General features: G+C 63.7%; 18 protein-coding genes and 1 pseudogene. 9 read left to right on the forward strand and 10 right to left on the reverse strand.

The genetic code is table 11. The features are described 5' to 3' along the window. Window positions 1-10 precede the first annotated feature (10 nt). Entirely contained in the window at window positions 11-577 is a 567-nt protein-coding gene (locus NKJ73_RS24110) for an RBBP9/YdeN family alpha/beta hydrolase (protein WP_352571345.1), read from the forward strand. A 52-nt stretch (window positions 578-629) separates the two neighbouring features. Here NKJ73_RS24110 and NKJ73_RS24115 read toward each other — a convergent pair whose 3' ends face one another. Continuing rightward, window positions 630-1589 carry a prohibitin family protein gene (locus NKJ73_RS24115; RefSeq protein WP_352571346.1) on the reverse strand — a complete coding sequence of 320 codons (960 nt, stop codon included), beginning with the start codon at window positions 1587-1589 and terminating at the stop codon, window positions 630-632. Between the two features lie 121 nt (window positions 1590-1710). Beyond that, window positions 1711-1881 carry a hypothetical protein gene (locus tag NKJ73_RS24120; RefSeq protein ID WP_352571347.1) on the reverse strand — a complete coding sequence of 57 codons (171 nt, stop codon included), beginning with the start codon at window positions 1879-1881 and terminating at the stop codon, window positions 1711-1713. Between NKJ73_RS24120 and NKJ73_RS24125 the strand changes: the two genes are divergently transcribed. From NKJ73_RS24125 to NKJ73_RS24145, 5 genes are all read left to right on the forward strand, one after another. Beyond that, window positions 1880-2257 carry a hypothetical protein gene (locus NKJ73_RS24125; protein ID WP_352465361.1) on the forward strand — a complete coding sequence of 126 codons (378 nt, stop codon included), beginning with the start codon at window positions 1880-1882 and terminating at the stop codon, window positions 2255-2257. The two genes, NKJ73_RS24120 and NKJ73_RS24125, sit on opposite strands and share 2 nt — an antisense overlap. Beyond that, window positions 2254-2562: a hypothetical protein gene (locus NKJ73_RS24130; protein WP_352571348.1), complete on the forward strand. Its 309-nt coding sequence runs from the start codon at window positions 2254-2256 to the stop codon at window positions 2560-2562. Before NKJ73_RS24125 ends, NKJ73_RS24130 begins: the two co-directional genes overlap by 4 nt. A gap of 11 nt (window positions 2563-2573) precedes the next feature. Continuing rightward, the gene (locus NKJ73_RS24135; protein WP_023675702.1) at window positions 2574-2756 is read left to right on the forward strand and encodes a DUF3606 domain-containing protein; all 183 of its coding nucleotides are present in this window, start codon (window positions 2574-2576) and stop codon (window positions 2754-2756) included. Between the two features lie 220 nt (window positions 2757-2976). After that, entirely contained in the window at window positions 2977-3159 is a 183-nt protein-coding gene (locus NKJ73_RS24140; RefSeq protein ID WP_352571349.1) for a hypothetical protein, read from the forward strand. A 40-nt stretch (window positions 3160-3199) separates the two neighbouring features. Next, a complete protein-coding gene (locus tag NKJ73_RS24145; RefSeq protein WP_352571350.1) occupies window positions 3200-3811 on the forward strand; it encodes a hypothetical protein in 612 nt (203 codons plus the stop codon). A gap of 15 nt (window positions 3812-3826) precedes the next feature. On the opposite strand, the gene NKJ73_RS24150 is transcribed toward NKJ73_RS24145, so the two are convergent. Then, window positions 3827-4732 carry a S1C family serine protease gene (locus tag NKJ73_RS24150; RefSeq protein ID WP_023675699.1) on the reverse strand — a complete coding sequence of 302 codons (906 nt, stop codon included), beginning with the start codon at window positions 4730-4732 and terminating at the stop codon, window positions 3827-3829. Window positions 4733-4981: 249 nt separating this feature from the next. Here NKJ73_RS24150 and yghU point away from each other — a divergent pair, with 249 nt between their 5' ends. Then, a complete protein-coding gene (yghU, locus tag NKJ73_RS24155) occupies window positions 4982-5869 on the forward strand; it encodes a glutathione-dependent disulfide-bond oxidoreductase (protein ID WP_352571351.1) in 888 nt (295 codons plus the stop codon). Here yghU and NKJ73_RS24160 read toward each other — a convergent pair. From NKJ73_RS24160 to NKJ73_RS24170, 3 genes are all read right to left on the reverse strand, one after another. Next, the gene (locus NKJ73_RS24160; RefSeq protein ID WP_352571352.1) at window positions 5866-6669 is read right to left on the reverse strand and encodes a hypothetical protein; all 804 of its coding nucleotides are present in this window, start codon (window positions 6667-6669) and stop codon (window positions 5866-5868) included. The genes yghU and NKJ73_RS24160 overlap by 4 nt on opposite strands. A 329-nt stretch (window positions 6670-6998) precedes the next feature. Further along, on the reverse strand, window positions 6999-7250 hold the full coding sequence (locus tag NKJ73_RS24165) for an exopolysaccharide production repressor protein (RefSeq protein WP_023675695.1): 252 nt from the start codon (window positions 7248-7250) through the stop codon (window positions 6999-7001). Window positions 7251-7400: 150 nt separating this feature from the next. Continuing rightward, window positions 7401-8567 (reverse strand): KamA family radical SAM protein, encoded by a 1167-nt coding sequence (locus NKJ73_RS24170; RefSeq protein ID WP_502905400.1) that lies wholly within the window; start codon window positions 8565-8567, stop codon window positions 7401-7403. Between the two features lie 488 nt (window positions 8568-9055). Here NKJ73_RS24170 and NKJ73_RS24175 point away from each other — a divergent pair, with 488 nt between their 5' ends. Further along, window positions 9056-9487 (forward strand): SAM-dependent methyltransferase, encoded by a 432-nt coding sequence (locus tag NKJ73_RS24175; RefSeq protein WP_352453694.1) that lies wholly within the window; start codon window positions 9056-9058, stop codon window positions 9485-9487. A gap of 61 nt (window positions 9488-9548) precedes the next feature. On the opposite strand, the gene NKJ73_RS24180 is transcribed toward NKJ73_RS24175, so the two are convergent. After that, window positions 9549-11171, reverse strand: coding sequence for an ABC-F family ATP-binding cassette domain-containing protein (locus NKJ73_RS24180; RefSeq protein ID WP_352571354.1), 1623 nt, complete (start codon window positions 11169-11171; stop codon window positions 9549-9551). A 161-nt stretch (window positions 11172-11332) separates the two neighbouring features. Beyond that, on the reverse strand, window positions 11333-11884 hold the full coding sequence (locus NKJ73_RS24185; RefSeq protein WP_352571355.1) for an isochorismatase family protein: 552 nt from the start codon (window positions 11882-11884) through the stop codon (window positions 11333-11335). 211 nt (window positions 11885-12095) lie between these two features. Here NKJ73_RS24185 and NKJ73_RS24190 point away from each other — a divergent pair, with 211 nt between their 5' ends. After that, a complete protein-coding gene (locus NKJ73_RS24190; RefSeq protein ID WP_352571356.1) occupies window positions 12096-12647 on the forward strand; it encodes a DUF4019 domain-containing protein in 552 nt (183 codons plus the stop codon). Between the two features lie 253 nt (window positions 12648-12900). On the opposite strand, the pseudogene NKJ73_RS24195 reads toward NKJ73_RS24190, so the two are convergent. Continuing rightward, window positions 12901-13296, reverse strand: a pseudogene (locus NKJ73_RS24195) (LysR substrate-binding domain-containing protein); the annotation flags it as partial. 66 nt (window positions 13297-13362) lie between these two features. Beyond that, on the reverse strand, window positions 13363-14133 hold the full coding sequence (locus tag NKJ73_RS24200; RefSeq protein WP_352571357.1) for an exodeoxyribonuclease III: 771 nt from the start codon (window positions 14131-14133) through the stop codon (window positions 13363-13365). Between the last annotated feature and the right edge of the window lie 8 nt (window positions 14134-14141).

Here is a 14141-nt window from a genome sequence, read left to right on the forward strand (position 1 = left end):
AGGGCTTCGCATGACCGACTTCATCATTGTGCCGGGCATCGGCGGATCGGGCAAAGCCCACTGGCAGACACGTTGGCAGCAGGCAAACCCGGCGATGCGGCGGTTCAACCCGGCGAGTTGGGACGCGCCGGACCTCGACGACTGGGTGGCTGCGCTGGAAACCGCTGTATGCCAGGCAAGGACACCGCCGGTGCTCGTCGCCCATAGCCTCGGCTGTCTGCTCGTCGTACACTGGCAGCGGATCTCCCCCCGCTCTATCGGCGGCGCGTTGCTGGTCGCGGTTCCGGACCCTGCGTCGCCGGCCTTCCCCTCCTCCGCCCGGGCCTTCGCCGACGCACCGCAACAACGGCTTCGCTTTCCGTCGCTGATTGTCGCCAGCACCAACGATCCCTACGGCTCGCTGGACTATGCCAGGGCGAAATCCGAGCGATGGGCCAGCGATCTCCATATCGCCGGACCGCTTGGCCACATCAATGGCGACAGCGGGCTCGGCGACTGGCCGGCGGGAATGGAGCTGCTGACAGCTTTTCTAAGTCAAACGCAGGCGATCGCCCGAGGCGCCGTGCTTCAGCCGTAACCGCACCAGGACGGCTATCGCGCCGCCGCCCTGATCTGGTTTGCGCCGCGCCTCAGTTCGATGCTGCGGCAGGCGTGCTGAGTTCGAGGAACGGTACGGTCGAGCCCGGGATCATCGACTTCGGCAATTCGCCGTTCCATCTCTCCGCCTTGGTCAGTTCGACCAGCAGCGGATTGTTGGCGATTGCGGCGGCGCGAGCCTTGATGGCGCCCGCGGTCGCATCGCCTTCGACCCTGGTCTTGTAGGCGCTGGCCTCGGCTTCGGCCTTGACGCTGTCGGCGCGGCCCTTGGCCTGGGTGACGGCGATATCGGCCTTGATCTTTTCCTGCTGCAGGTTCTGTTCCTGCTTCTGCACCTCGACCTGCGCCGTCATCCTGGCTTCGACCGCCTGCTCGTAGGCGTCGGAGAAGTCGATGTTCTCGACCTGCACGCTGTCTATCATCACCGGGCCGTCGGTTACCGCCGCGATGGCGTCGGCGACGTCCTTGTTGAACTTCGCCCGGTTCTGGATAACCGACACCGCGTCGTACTGGCCGAACACCGTCTTGATCTCCTGCGGTGCTTTCCTGGCAATGACACGGTCGGCCAGTGCCTCGATCGATCCATAATTGGTGTAGACGTTGCTGACTTCGGCGGCCGGCACGTGGAAGTTGACGGTAACGCGCATGTCGGCCGGCTGCTGGTCGCGCGAATAGGCCTGCATGGCCGGCAGGCCGCTGCAATCGTTCTGGTTCTCGCAGCCCCATTTGAGCACCTGCTGGCGCAAGCTGATCTTCTCGACGCGCTGCAGCCACGGCAGCTTGAAATGCAGTCCGGGATCGACGACCGAACTCAGCGCCCCGTTGGTCAAGAGCACGCCGCGGTCGCCCTGGTCGATCGTGTACCAGGACCCCAGGAGCGCAAAGACGCCGAGCGCCACGATGACGAGTGCGATCAGGCCGGAACCGATCGACCCCGATGCCATCCCCGGCTTGCCCTGCGGACGGCTTGAATTGCCTTGCGTTTCGGTCATCACCCCACCCCAACCTGATTGCCCGTGCTGCTTTTGCCCACAATAGTGGCGGCATTGCAATCCTCTGGATATGGAAGGACCTTCGCGCCAACCGGCCGGACCGGCGGGTGGTTCAGGCTGGCTAGCGGATTTCCCCTGCAGCCGCGGCAGCGGGCTGGGACGCGTTGCCTGGCGTCTCCTTCTGCCGTTCGGCATCGGTTTTGCGCTTCGGGCAATCCTCGTAGTCGTGGTCGCGCCCGCCGCAGTAGGAGCAGCATTTTGCCGGCGCGTCGGAGCGAAGCATCGTTGGCATGCACAAGAATGCACGAAACCCGACAGATTGCGAAGGCTTGCACACCGGCAAGGTCGATTTCGCCACGGAACCGCTGCCGCCGCATGAAAGTTATCCGCTCATTGCAACGGGAGCACAGGACATGGCCGACGACCCGAACCGCTACGAGACCGGAGCGAGGAAATATCCGGCAAAGACGAGCCCCGACGCGGCCGACGAATTTTCGCAGGATGCGGCCGGCAACAAGCCACCTCCCGGCGGCATGGGATTGACCAGGCCGGCTGACGATTTCGACGACAGGACCCTTCATTCGGAGGGCCAGAACCCGCCGCGCGCAGCGATCCGGCCAGACGGCAAGGCCACCGCCAAGAAGCCCGGCAAGGACGCAAGACGATGAACGTCGCCAATCTCCAGCTCGAAGGATTGATGATGGCGATCGCGGCCGTCAACAACGCGCTGGTCCACAAGGGCCTGCTGTCGGTCGACGAGGTCGACATGGCGTTGCGCCGGGCCGAGGCGGCGATGACCAGCGACGAGCGTCTCTATGAAGACATGTCGCCATCCAACCGCGACGCCGTCTGCTTTCCGCTCAGGCTGCTGCAGGCGGCCAACAACGCCCAGGGCGAAACCGGCGTGCCGACCTTTGCCGAACTGGCCAGGATGGTCGGCCGGACCAAGGAGCCCTATAACGACCAGATGTGATGGAGGACGCCATGGCCGACGACAAATCCAAGACCAAGCAGGATCGCAAACTGGTCTCCGGCGAAGAGCCATACGAGGTCGCTGCGTTTGCCCGCAAATACGGCATACCGCAAAGCGAGGCCGCGACCATCATCAAGCGTTACGGCCCCTCGAGGAGGAAGCTCGACGCGCATATGGCGAGCCGCAACGCCTGATCCAATTCTGGCGGCGGCCGCCGTTCACGCCGGAAGCGTCCCTGCCCTGCCGCCTTGTCGAGAGTATCCGCACCGCCGGGCGGCCCCTCGGGCCCGCCGCTGCGGGATTCAACGCCCGGTTTCGATAGCCGCGGAATACTACCGCGGCGCAACAACTCATTTACCTCGACGCTGTACCAGTCCGGTGAGCAAAGCCGGGGGTCGGATGCAGGAACAATTATTGCGCTACGAATGTGTCATGGAGCCGGACGGCCGTTGGATGGTGTGGGACATCGTTCACGATCTGCCGGCGCAATTTTCGGAAATCGCGCTGATCGGCCTGAGCCGTCGTGAAGCGGTTTCGCTCTGCCGGCTGCTCAACGAGACGAGCCGTTCCGAGACGCGGCAGAGCCGGGCCTCCTGAGAAGCGTGCTCTCAGGCCTGCCCAAGCGCGGGGGATCTACATGCGATCGACAATATTCGGTCTGGTCTTGCTGCTGCCGGCCGCCGCCCTGGCGGAGCCGATCGAGACCCAGAAGATCATCACGGCGGCGACCGGCGACTGGAACGGCGACGGCGCCGCCGATCTGGCGATGATCGTCGAGACCGAGCCCGGCTCTCCCATGGACCTGTATTTTTTCCTCAAAGATCGCGATGGCGATTTTCTAAAACCTGCCGGGATCGTGCATGATCAGATTGACGGGGAATGGAAGGATTACGACCGGCCGGGCCCCGCCACATCCGACACCGAGCCCGAACTCACCGGGCTCCCCAACGGTTCGATCAAGCTCGATATTCCGGCGATGGAGATCGGCAGCGAGCGGACCAACAAGACGCTGACGCTCGCCTGGCGCAACGGCACGTTCGTCGTCGCCGGTTTTGCCTACGAGTATTGGGATTACATGGACGACAATGTTGCCGGCGACTGCGACTACAATGTGCTGACCGGCAAGGGCAAAAGCAGCAAGAAGCTGGCGGACGGCAGCACCAGGCAAGCGACCGTATCGGTCGAAGGCAAGGTCATCCCATTTGCGGAATGGACCCCGGGCACTGGCTTCAGCGCTTGCGGAGAGTGAGAGGTTTCGGTTGCCTCACTGCAGCGGCGGCTTCCACAGCAGGCTGTTGCGATCGGCGGACTTGACGCGCAGCCAGGTTTCGCGGCCATCGCGCAGCACCCGGAGCGGGATCTCGGCACCGGCCGGGCCGCTCTTCCAAAGCTTGCGATAAAAATCGGCAAGCCCATCGACCGCCGTGTCGCGGACATCCGAGATGACATCGCCTTGGCGAAGGCCCGCCTGGGCGGCCGGACCGCCCTCGGCGACGCTCATCACCACGACCTTGCCGTCGCTCTCGGCCGAGAAGGCGCCGAGCCACGGCCGCGGCGGCCTGGCGACCTGCCCGCGCGTCAGCAGATCGTCGAGGATGGGCGGCAGAAGATCGATCGGCACCACCATGTTGATGTCGGCGACCTCGCCGTTGCGGCTCATCTGCAGGCGCAGCGAACCGATGCCGAGCAGCCTGCCATCCGCGCCGATGAGGCCGGCGCCGCCCCATGAGGGGTGAGCCGGCGCCGTGAAGATCGCCTCGTCGAGCAGATATTCCCAATAGCCGGCGAATTCCTGCTTGGTGACGATCCGCGCCCGCACGGAGCGGCCGACGCCGTCGGCGAGCACGACGGGATCGCCGATCTTGGCCCTGGACGCATCGCCGAGCGCAATGGCGGGCAGCCCGAGCGGCGCCAGCGCCTGCACCAGGCCGAAGCCCGACTCCTGGTCGTAGGCGAGCGCATGGGCGGGAACCACACGCCCGTCCTGGTCGGCCAGCCAGACCTCCTCGGCCTCAGTGATGAGATAGCCGATGGTAAGTACCAGCCCGTCGCCGCGGATGACCACGCCACTGCCCTCGCGGCGGGTGCCAAGTGTATTTGCCGTGAAGGCGTCCTCTGGCACGGTGGCGCGGACGGCCACGATGGATCGCAAAAGGGGTTCGATATTCATGCTTTGGTTCCTGGCAATGTTCGCAGGCTGATATGGGCTATAGGTATGGCGCAGGTGATCAGGCGCAAGAGGTGGCGCCGGCTTTGGCGTGGACCGGCGCCGCGCCGTTCGCGCCGGGGTTTTGCAACAGCGCCGGCAGCCCTATCTGTACCTACGGCTATCCCAAGCTGCCCTATGCAAAGTTCCTCCGCCATTACCCACGTTGATATCTGATATCCTCCCAACCCAACCCTTCCAAAGGCCTCCCAAATGAACGACTACGCAACGGACCAATACACGCCGCCAAAAGTCTGGACCTGGAACAAGGCAAATGGCGGCGCTTTCGCCAGCATCAACCGGCCGATCGCCGGCCCGACGCATGACAAGAAACTGCCGGTCGGCAAGCATCCGCTGCAGCTTTATTCGTTGGCGACACCGAACGGCGTCAAGGTGACGATCATGCTGGAGGAACTTCTGGCGCTCGGCCACAGCGGCGCCGAATACGACGCCTGGCTTATTAGGATCAACGACGGCGACCAGTTCGGCAGCGGCTTCGTCGAGGTCAACCCCAACTCGAAGATCCCGGCCATGATGGATCGCAGTGGGAAAAAGCCGGTCCGCATCTTCGAATCCGGCTCGATCCTGCTCTACCTCGCCGAAAAATTCGGCGAATTCCTGCCGACGGAGCAGCCGGCTCGCGCCGAGACCCTGTCATGGCTGTTCTGGCAGATGGGCTCGGCGCCCTATCTCGGTGGCGGATTCGGCCATTTCTACGCCTATGCGCCGACGAAGATCGAATATGCCATCGACCGCTTCGCCATGGAAACCAAGCGGCAGATGGATGTGCTCGACCGACGCCTCGCCGAAAGCGAGTATTTAGGCGGCAGCGACTATACGATTGCCGACATTGCGGTGTGGCCCTGGTATGGCGGGCTGGCCAAGGGCCGTATGTATGACGATTCCGGCGAGTTCCTGCAGGTGGAGCAGTACAAGAACGTGCAGCGCTGGGCCGACGCCATCGACGCGCGGCCGGCGGTCAAGCGCGGCCGCATGGTCAACCGCACCTTCGGCGAGCCTTCGATGCAACTGCACGAGCGCCATGACGCCAGCGATTTCGAGACCAAGATGCAAGACAAGCTCGCGGCGGCCAAAAGCTAAGCGGACGACGCGCCGATCTCCCGCCTTGTAGGGGAGATCGGGAGCTTCGGCCGACTGCTCAAGCTCGCCTTCACCGCCGCCATCCACAGCCGGTCGATGTTGGCCAGGAATTTCTCGTCGAGTTTGTCGAGGTGCTTCCAGTACATGCCGTCCTCGAAGAGATAGCCGAGTTCCTTCTCGATCCTGTCGGCCTCCTCCGCCTGATCGAGCCGCAGGCCGGCAAGCATCTCGGCCTTCATTTCCGAAAGCTGCGAGGAAGAAAGCGCGCCGAGTTCATCGAGCGTCAGCCGCGGGAAGATCAGCCGGCTGCGCGGCAGGTCGGATAGGTTGACGCACAGGCAGCCGCGCCGAAGCGCATGGATGAGCAGGCGGGCCGACTTCGCCTCGAGGTTGCGCAGGGTGACGTCGTTGCGCAGCGGATCGGCGCGGCCGACGCCGTAAAAATGCGTGTTGCCGGGCTGGTCGTAGATCATGTCGCAGCCAAGGAATGCCAGCACGTCCGGCTTCTGACTGTGGATCGTCCAGTAGGCCGCCGTCATCGACATGGTGCCGCCGGCATAGACGAAGCCGCCAAAGCTGTTTTGCGCCGGCACGTAATGCGAGGCGCTGAAGATCTGCGCCTGCTGCAGGGGACCGCCTTGCGGCATCCGCTCCGCCGGGAAATCGCCGGCATGGACGAGGAAATCCCAGTCGGGGCGCACGCGCCAGGCGTTGTTGATGGCGACGATCTTGCCGAAGGCCTGCTTGGGCCAGGCGGCGGAGCGCACCACATCGGGGGCGCTACCGATCAGCAAGATCACGTTTGGCGTTCCGTCGATCACCACAACCCTCTCGACCGGCCGAAATGCATCTCGATGCCGCCCGGTTGAACGGCTTTATAGCCTCAATGGCCCATCGAAAACACCAGCCGGATTTAAGCTGGCATCAACAAAAGGCAGCTTGCCAGCCGGTTGTAAAATGTGGCCTTAGGCACCGTCGTACAAGCAGCAGGCAGGTTTTCCCGCTAGCCCAAAAACGACGATATGAGTTGGGCGATATATATTAGTTGACTAAACTAGCGGAACGTCCAATGCACATTCCCAGAACCGAACATGTCCTGTCTAGACCATGATATCTATATGGGACATTACTACATAAGCTGAACGCGACCTCGACGGTTCGGCGGCACAGCCCTCAGACGCCGCGGCTTTGCCTCCGCGCTTTTCGCCCCGGATCCGTAGATCAACCGGACGACGAACAGGAAATATCCAACCTGCATGACGATCAAGGTCAAGATCGTCCAGGCCAGCGTCTTCCAGATTGAACCCGTCGCAAGGTAAGTCGAGATCGCCACGATGGACGATGTGGTGGTCAGCCCCACCAGGAACTGTGGAAAGTTCATGACTTTTCTGCGCCGCCCCGAAACTCGCTATAGCCGGGACGAACTCCCCTAACCCATTACCCCGGACCAACGTTTTCACTATTTCAGCAATTGCGCAAGCACCAAATAGAACAGCAGTTAACGCATGCTTCCGTGATCAAGGGCTGCATGTCAGGTCACCAAGGTGGGCTGGCTTGGACGGCGGCTGCGCGTCCCTCCCTCCCCAACCAGCTCTCCATAACCCCTCACCGCCCCATCAAGCCCACGTATTCGCCACGTCTCCCCTTCCCGTGCCTCAAGATGGGACGGGCCGAGCGGGACTTTCCCTCCGCCGTCCGGCAGGTCCAGCACGTAGACGGGATTGCAGATGCCCGACAGGCGCGCACGCAAGGCGCTGACCAGCGCCTGGCCCTCGGCGATCGTGGTGCGCCGGTGCGCCATGCCGCGCACGAGATCGCCGTGGTGCAGATAATAGGGTTTGACGCCAAGGCGATACATCAGCTCGCGGCACAGCTCTTCCAGCACCTCGACCGTATCGTTCACGCCTTTCAGCAGAACGCTCTGGTTCAGCAGCACGAAGCCGCCCTGCCGCAACGTGCGGCAGGCCCGGTCGGTCGCCTCCGTGATTTCGCGTGGATGGTTGAAATGGGTGACGACAGTGACCATCAGCCGGCCCTGCAAGGCTTGAATCAACCCGCCGGTGACGCGCGACGGCAGCGCGACGGGTACGCGAGTGTGGATGCGCAACAGCCGCACATGCTGGATCGCCTCGACACGGGCGCGGGTTTCCGCCAGCGCCCTATCCGGCAGCGATAGCGGGTCGCCGCCGGTCAGGATCACCTCGCGGATTTCCGGATGGACCGCGATATAGGCGAAGGCTTCGTCGAGAGCTTCGCGCGTATAACCGCGGCCGATCGACGTCAGCTGCTCCTTGCGAAAGCAGAACCGGCAATAGACCGCGCATTGATAGGTCGGGAACAACAGAACCCGGTCGGCATGTCGATGCGTCAATCTAGGCACGGGACTGAAGGCGTGGTCGGCGATCGGATCGTCGAGTTCGCCCTCCTGCTCTGCCAGTTCGTCGGGCGACGGGATGACCTGAAGCCGTATCGGATCGGCGGGGTCGTTCCAGTCGATCAGGTCTAGATAGGCCTTGGGAATGCGAACCTTGTGGCGCGTGGCCGCGGCTTCGGCCGCCGCCCGCTCGGCTGGCGACAGCGGCAGCGAATCCAGATCGCCTACATGCCGCACGCCCTCGCGAACATCGTCCCGCCATGCGGCATCCGCCTCGCGAGCGCGCCGGTCATCGGCTGCCACGCCGGCCGCATCGAGCGCCATGCTGGCGTCGGGGATGTCGGGATGTGAGGTCATCGCAGGCTCCTTGAATTTCGGGCCGGGGTACAGCATTGGAGCCAGGACTTGAAGGCAATAAGCGGTGTTTGGCCGGGTTGGAGGGCGCGGCAGGAAGCCACAACCGGCCATTGATCAGAACAATCGTCCAACATCGCTGACGCAAAACATTAGCTTGCTCTTATATTAGCTTGAGCGTATACACATAAACGGCCGGTGATCTACCCCCCAACCGGTTAGGCTCGGCGCCAGTTCCCTCCCTACCCCTCAGGTCAACGACGCCGGGCCGCTCGGGCCCGCCCGGTCGCCCGCGGTCGAGACCGGATCGACCTCTTCGATGTCGATCATGCCCCTGCTCAAGCAGCACCCAACTGAACATACCAGCTGAACACATCGGCGATGCCCGCGTCTGTCGGCCTTCCCGTCGCCGGCCGCGGTCGCTAATCTCGGATTGCGAAAAAGCTGGAGAAGAGCGTATGGCGAACGACTTGTCGCCAAGGCTTTTGGAGATCGTCAATGCGCTGCCCTTGCGGCAGGGCATGCGAGTGCTGGAGATCGGCTGCGGACCGGGTGCTGCAGCGCGCGAGATCGCGCGCCGGATCGGCGGTGGGCACGTGCTGGCGATCGACCGCTCGGCCAAGGCCATCGCGCAGGCCGGGGCCGCCTCGCGCGCCGAGATTGCGGCAGGCCGGCTGAGCCTTCGCCAGGTCGCCATCGAGGATTTCGAGTTGGAAGCCGATGAGAAGCACTTCGACATTGCCGTTGCGGTGCGCGTCGGCGCGCTGGACGGGCGTCATCCCGAAGCAGGAAAAATTGCCCTGCGACGGCTCAAGGCGGCGTTGACCGCGCAAGGCCGGCTGTTCATCGACGGCGGCGATCCGCTGCGCGAAATTGCGATACATGGCTGAGCACCTCGTGCTTGGCTTCCGGAATCGAGCGTCTACGTGACCGTGAGCGGCAGAGCCGGCCTCAGCTCCGCAACCCCGGCGCCTCCTGCCCGGTGCGCTCGACATATTCGGTATAGCCGCCGCCATAGGTGTGGATCCCCTCGGGCGTCAGTTCCAGCACCCGGTTCGACAGCGCCGCCAGGAAATGGCGGTCGTGCGAGACGAACAGCATGGTTCCCTCGTACTGCGACAGTGCCGTGATCAGCATCTCCTTGGTGGCGATGTCGAGGTGGTTGGTCGGCTCGTCCAGCACCAGCAAATTGGGCGGATCGAACAGCATCAGCGCCATCACCAGCCGCGCCTTCTCGCCGCCCGACAGCACGCGGCATTTCTTGTCGATCTCGTCGCCGGAAAAGCCGAAGCAGCCGGCCAGCGCCCTGAGCGGCGCCTGGCCGGCCTGCGGAAATGCGTCTTCCAGCGTCTGGAACACGGTGCGCTCGCCCTCCAGCACTTCCATGGCGTGCTGGGCGAAATAGCCCATCTTGACGCTGGGCCCGCGCGCCACCGTGCCATTGTCCGGCTCGGAAGCGCCAGCGACCAGCTTCAGCAGCGTCGACTTGCCCACACCATTGACGCCCATGATGCACCAGCGCTCGCGGCGGCGCACCTGAAAATCCAATCCCTCGTAGATCGAGCGGCTGCCATAGCCCTTGTGCACGTTCTTCAGCGTCACCACGTCCTCGCCGCAGCGCGGCGCCGGCTGGAAGTCGAACGATACCTTCTGGCGGCGCTTGGGCGGCTCGACCCGGTCGATCTTGTCCAGCTTCTTCACCCGGCTCTGCACCTGGGCGGCATGCGAGGCACGTGCCTTGAAGCGCTCGATGAAGGCGATCTCCTTGGCCAGCATCGCCTGCTGGCGCTCGAACTGCGCCTGCTGCTGCCGGTCGGCAATCGCCCGCTGCTGCTGGTAGAATTCGTAGTTGCCGGAGTAGGCGGTCAGCGAACCGCCGTCGATCTCGACCACCTTGTTGACAATGCGGTTCATGAACTCGCGGTCATGCGAAGTCATCAGCAGCGCGCCGTCATAGTTCTTCAGGAACTGCTCCAGCCAGATCAGGCTTTCGAGGTCGAGATGGTTGCTCGGCTCGTCGAGCAGCATGGCATCGGGCCGCATCAAAAGGATCCTGGCAAGTGCTACGCGCATTTTCCAGCCGCCGGACAGTTTGCCGACGTCGCCGTCCATCATCTCCTGGCTGAAGCCGAGCCCGTCGAGCACCTCGCGGGCGCGCCCGTCCAGCGCGTAGCCGTCGAGCTCCTCGAAGCGGTGCTGCGCCTCGCCGTAACGGGCGATGATCTCGTCCATCTGGTCGGCTTGGTCAGGGTCGCCCATGGCGTGCTCGAGCTCGCGCATCTCGGCCGCCACTTCGCTCACCGGCCCGGCGCCGTCCATCGCTTCGGCCACCGCACTGCGGCCTTCCATGTCGCCGACATCCTGGCTGAAATAGCCGATCGTGACGCCGCGATCGACCGAGACCTGGCCTTCGTCGGGCTGCTCCTCGCCGTTGATCATGCGAAACAGCGTCGTCTTGCCGGCGCCGTTAGGCCCGACCAGCCCGACCTTCTCGCCCTTCTGCAAGGCGGCGGAGGCTTCGATGAAGACGATCTGACGGCCGTTCTGCTTGCTGATGCTTTCGAGACGTATCATGGGTTTCCGGGGAAGGCCAAAGGAGCGTTCCCGCGCCAATACGCGATAGGCCGCGTCAGAGGAAGCCCGCAGTGGCGAGGCGCCCCGCGCCAAATTGTCTGAACCCGCCAGTTGCTTCCCGGCTGGATCAGGCTTTGACGGCGTAGGGATGAGCCGGCGGATCAGCTATCGGTAAGCGCCTTCGTCGTCGCCATTTTGACCCCGGCGGCGGCAAATGCCGCATTGTGCCGGGCGATGATCTCCGCGGCGGTCTCGCTGGTGGTGTCGAGCGTGCTGTGGGCGTCGGAAACCACGGTGACGCCCAGGCCCGCCGCAAAGGCGCCCTTCACCGTGGCCGCCACGCAAAAATCGGTCTGCGCGCCGATCAGAACGACCTCGCCGGCGCCCTGCCCGACTACCCATTCTGCAAGCGCGGCATTGCTGAACGCGTCGCCGACACGCTTGGCGAACGTCGGCTCGTCCCCGGCCTGGCCGAGCGCCGGCCACACCGGCCAGCCCGGCTCACCCGGCGCCAGTGGATCGCCCTGCGGCCCGTCATGCCTGATGAAGGCGACCTTGCGCCCGCTGCGCCGTGCCCACTCGATCAGCGCGCGGGTGCGGGCAACCATGCCGTCGGCATCATGGATCGGCGGTTCGGCGACGCCGTCGAACATGCCGGCCTGAAGGTCAATCACGATGAGCGGCGCAGTGGCCGCGGGGCTGGTCCCTGACATGGTTTTTTATAGCACGAGGGCGGAGCTGATCAAGGATCAGGGCCGCGGTGGCGCGCACGGGCAACCGCAAGTGGCTGGAGTTCGAGATATGTGACAATCCGCTTGCAGCAGCGCTAACATAGCGCGCCATTGGGATGTGGGTCAGTTCGAAATTCTGGCTATCGGCCGTGACCGGATTGCATTCGTGGCAAGCTCCTGCGAAGAAATTACCATGACACATACAGCCGTAGCTTTCCTTGCGATCGTGACTTCGGTGTTGGTCGCGATCCTACCCGCACAATCGCAAGAGTGGACGCCCTCGGAGGACGCGGTTCGAGATGCAACGGAAACGGTTGGTCACTATTTCCTTTCGCTCGATAATCAAGAGTATGGGCGGGCATACGAAATGAAAACTGATACCGCCAAAGCTTCGATCCCATCGAATGCCTTCGTGGAGCAAAGTAAACATTTTCATTCTCAGGCCGGCGCTGTGCGCGAGCGCCGGCTACTCAAATTCACGTGGTTGAAGGACCCAGCGAACGCTGCCTTTCCTGGCGTTTATGCCGCAGTCGACATAGCGGCGAAATTTGAAAACATCGATCGTTACTGCGGCTATATTGTTCTCTATCAGCGGCCGTCAGGTGGAAATTTTCGAGTCATGCGGGTCGAAAGCAACTTCATCGACAACGCTACCGCGAAAAGCATTGAAAAGGCCCAATCGAAACTTGAATTAGATCGAGCATGGGCCGAGTTGTCGGCTAACTGTCCGAATTTTCCATCGTGAAGGTGAGCGGTCCGCTTTTGTACGTTCCGCGACCATCGCTTTTCGGCTTCCCTCGCTTCGATCAGCGCAACGATGTCGGAGATCTCTTACAGTTTGCCGGCCCTACGACGCGAACGCAGCGAGAGCGCAGCTTTTGTCCTCACCCAATCCGCCCGTCACGGCATAGGCGCCGGCGGTGCGCTTGTCACTAAACCCAAGCGCGATGTTTATCTCGTCCGATCGCCCTTCGCAAAGTAGCCGGCGGCCCGGACGATCACACCCGGCCCGATGTCCCATCCTCGCCAAAAATCCCGGTCACCCAGTCGATGAACACGCGTACCCGTGGCGCGAGCTGGCGGTTCTGTGGGTAGAGCGCCGACAGCGGTGTCGGCGACGGCGGGTAACCCGGCAGCACTTCGACAAGCGTGCCGCGTGCGAAATCCCCGGCGGAGCGGTAATGCGGCGCCTGCACCAGGCCGAAGCCGAGACGCGCCAGCTCCGCCATCGTGTCGGAGCCGTTGACCGTCACCCGGTTGGGCAGGCTGACATAGCGCAACCCGCCGCCGACGGTGAATTCGAGCGGCATGACCTCGCCGGTCCGCGACGAGCGGAAGCCGACCATCAGATGGCCTTCGAGATCGTCGAGGGTTGCCGGCATGCCGAGGCGTTCGCCCGCGAAGCGGCGCGGCCAACCTGACTCGTTGCCGCCCGGAAAGGCGGCGCCAGCCTCCGTGCCTCACTTCAACTCCACCCAGACCGGCGCGTGATCGCTGGCGCCGGTCTCGCCGCGCACGTCGCGGTCGATGCCCGCCGCTACCAGCCGGCGCGACAGCTTCTTGCTGAGCAAGATATGATCGAGGCGCAGGCCGGCATCGCGCGGCCAGCGATTGCGGCGGTAATCCCAGAATGTGTAGAGCGTCTCCGTCGGGTGCTTCTTGCGCAGCGCGTCAAGCCAGCCCTGGTCGAGCAGCCGCTGGAACGATGCGCGGCTTTCCGGCTGGACCAGCGCGTTGTCGTCATAGGAGCGGGTCGGGTAGATGTCGCGCGGCTCGGGCACGATGTTGTAGTCGCCGGCCAGCACCACCGGCAGGCCGGTGTCGAGCAACTGTGCCGCATGCGCCTCCAGCCTTTCGTGCCAGGCCAGCTTGTACTGGAATTTCGGGCCGGGCTGCGGATTGCCGTTCGGCGCGTAGAGGCAGGCGACGACGATGCCGTTGACCGCTGCCTCAATGTAGCGCGCCTGCTGGTCACTGTCGTCGCCGGGCAGCGCCTCGCGGGTCAGAACGGGTTCTGCGCCACGCGAAAGGATGGCGACGCCGTTCCAGGTCGGCTGCCCGACCCAAACTGCGCCGTAGCCGGCGGCCGCCAGCGCAGTGCGCGGAAACTGCGTCTGTCTGGCCTTGAGCTCCTGCAGGCAGGCGATGTCGGGTTTGGCGGTGGCCAGCCATGCGAGCAGGTTCGGCAGCCGGCTGTTGATGTTGTTGACGTTGAAGGTGGCGATCTTCATCGGCCTGC

Origin of the sequence: Mesorhizobium sp. M0074 (assembly GCF_040322975.1) — a bacterium.
GTDB lineage: Bacteria > Pseudomonadota > Alphaproteobacteria > Rhizobiales > Rhizobiaceae > Mesorhizobium.

Excerpts from the sequence above, each read along its gene's own strand:
- NKJ73_RS24110 (WP_352571345.1), top strand. The coding sequence starts at position 11 with ATGACCGACTTCATCATTGTGCCGGGCATCGGCGGATCGGGCAAAGCC.
- NKJ73_RS24115 (WP_352571346.1), bottom strand. The coding sequence starts at position 1,589 with ATGACCGAAACGCAAGGCAATTCAAGCCGTCCGCAGGGCAAGCCGGGG.
- NKJ73_RS24125 (WP_352465361.1), top strand. The coding sequence starts at position 1,880 with ATGCACAAGAATGCACGAAACCCGACAGATTGCGAAGGCTTGCACACC.
- NKJ73_RS24120 (WP_352571347.1), bottom strand. The coding sequence starts at position 1,881 with ATGCCAACGATGCTTCGCTCCGACGCGCCGGCAAAATGCTGCTCCTAC.
- NKJ73_RS24130 (WP_352571348.1), top strand. The coding sequence starts at position 2,254 with ATGAACGTCGCCAATCTCCAGCTCGAAGGATTGATGATGGCGATCGCG.
- NKJ73_RS24135 (WP_023675702.1), top strand. The coding sequence starts at position 2,574 with ATGGCCGACGACAAATCCAAGACCAAGCAGGATCGCAAACTGGTCTCC.
- NKJ73_RS24145 (WP_352571350.1), top strand. The coding sequence starts at position 3,200 with ATGCGATCGACAATATTCGGTCTGGTCTTGCTGCTGCCGGCCGCCGCC.
- NKJ73_RS24150 (WP_023675699.1), bottom strand. The coding sequence starts at position 4,732 with ATGAATATCGAACCCCTTTTGCGATCCATCGTGGCCGTCCGCGCCACC.
- yghU (WP_352571351.1), top strand. The coding sequence starts at position 4,982 with ATGAACGACTACGCAACGGACCAATACACGCCGCCAAAAGTCTGGACC.
- NKJ73_RS24165 (WP_023675695.1), bottom strand. The coding sequence starts at position 7,250 with ATGAACTTTCCACAGTTCCTGGTGGGGCTGACCACCACATCGTCCATC.
- NKJ73_RS24170 (WP_502905400.1), bottom strand. The coding sequence starts at position 8,567 with ATGGCGCTCGATGCGGCCGGCGTGGCAGCCGATGACCGGCGCGCTCGC.
- NKJ73_RS24175 (WP_352453694.1), top strand. The coding sequence starts at position 9,056 with ATGGCGAACGACTTGTCGCCAAGGCTTTTGGAGATCGTCAATGCGCTG.
- NKJ73_RS24180 (WP_352571354.1), bottom strand. The coding sequence starts at position 11,171 with ATGATACGTCTCGAAAGCATCAGCAAGCAGAACGGCCGTCAGATCGTC.
- NKJ73_RS24185 (WP_352571355.1), bottom strand. The coding sequence starts at position 11,884 with ATGTCAGGGACCAGCCCCGCGGCCACTGCGCCGCTCATCGTGATTGAC.
- NKJ73_RS24190 (WP_352571356.1), top strand. The coding sequence starts at position 12,096 with ATGACACATACAGCCGTAGCTTTCCTTGCGATCGTGACTTCGGTGTTG.
- NKJ73_RS24200 (WP_352571357.1), bottom strand. The coding sequence starts at position 14,133 with ATGAAGATCGCCACCTTCAACGTCAACAACATCAACAGCCGGCTGCCG.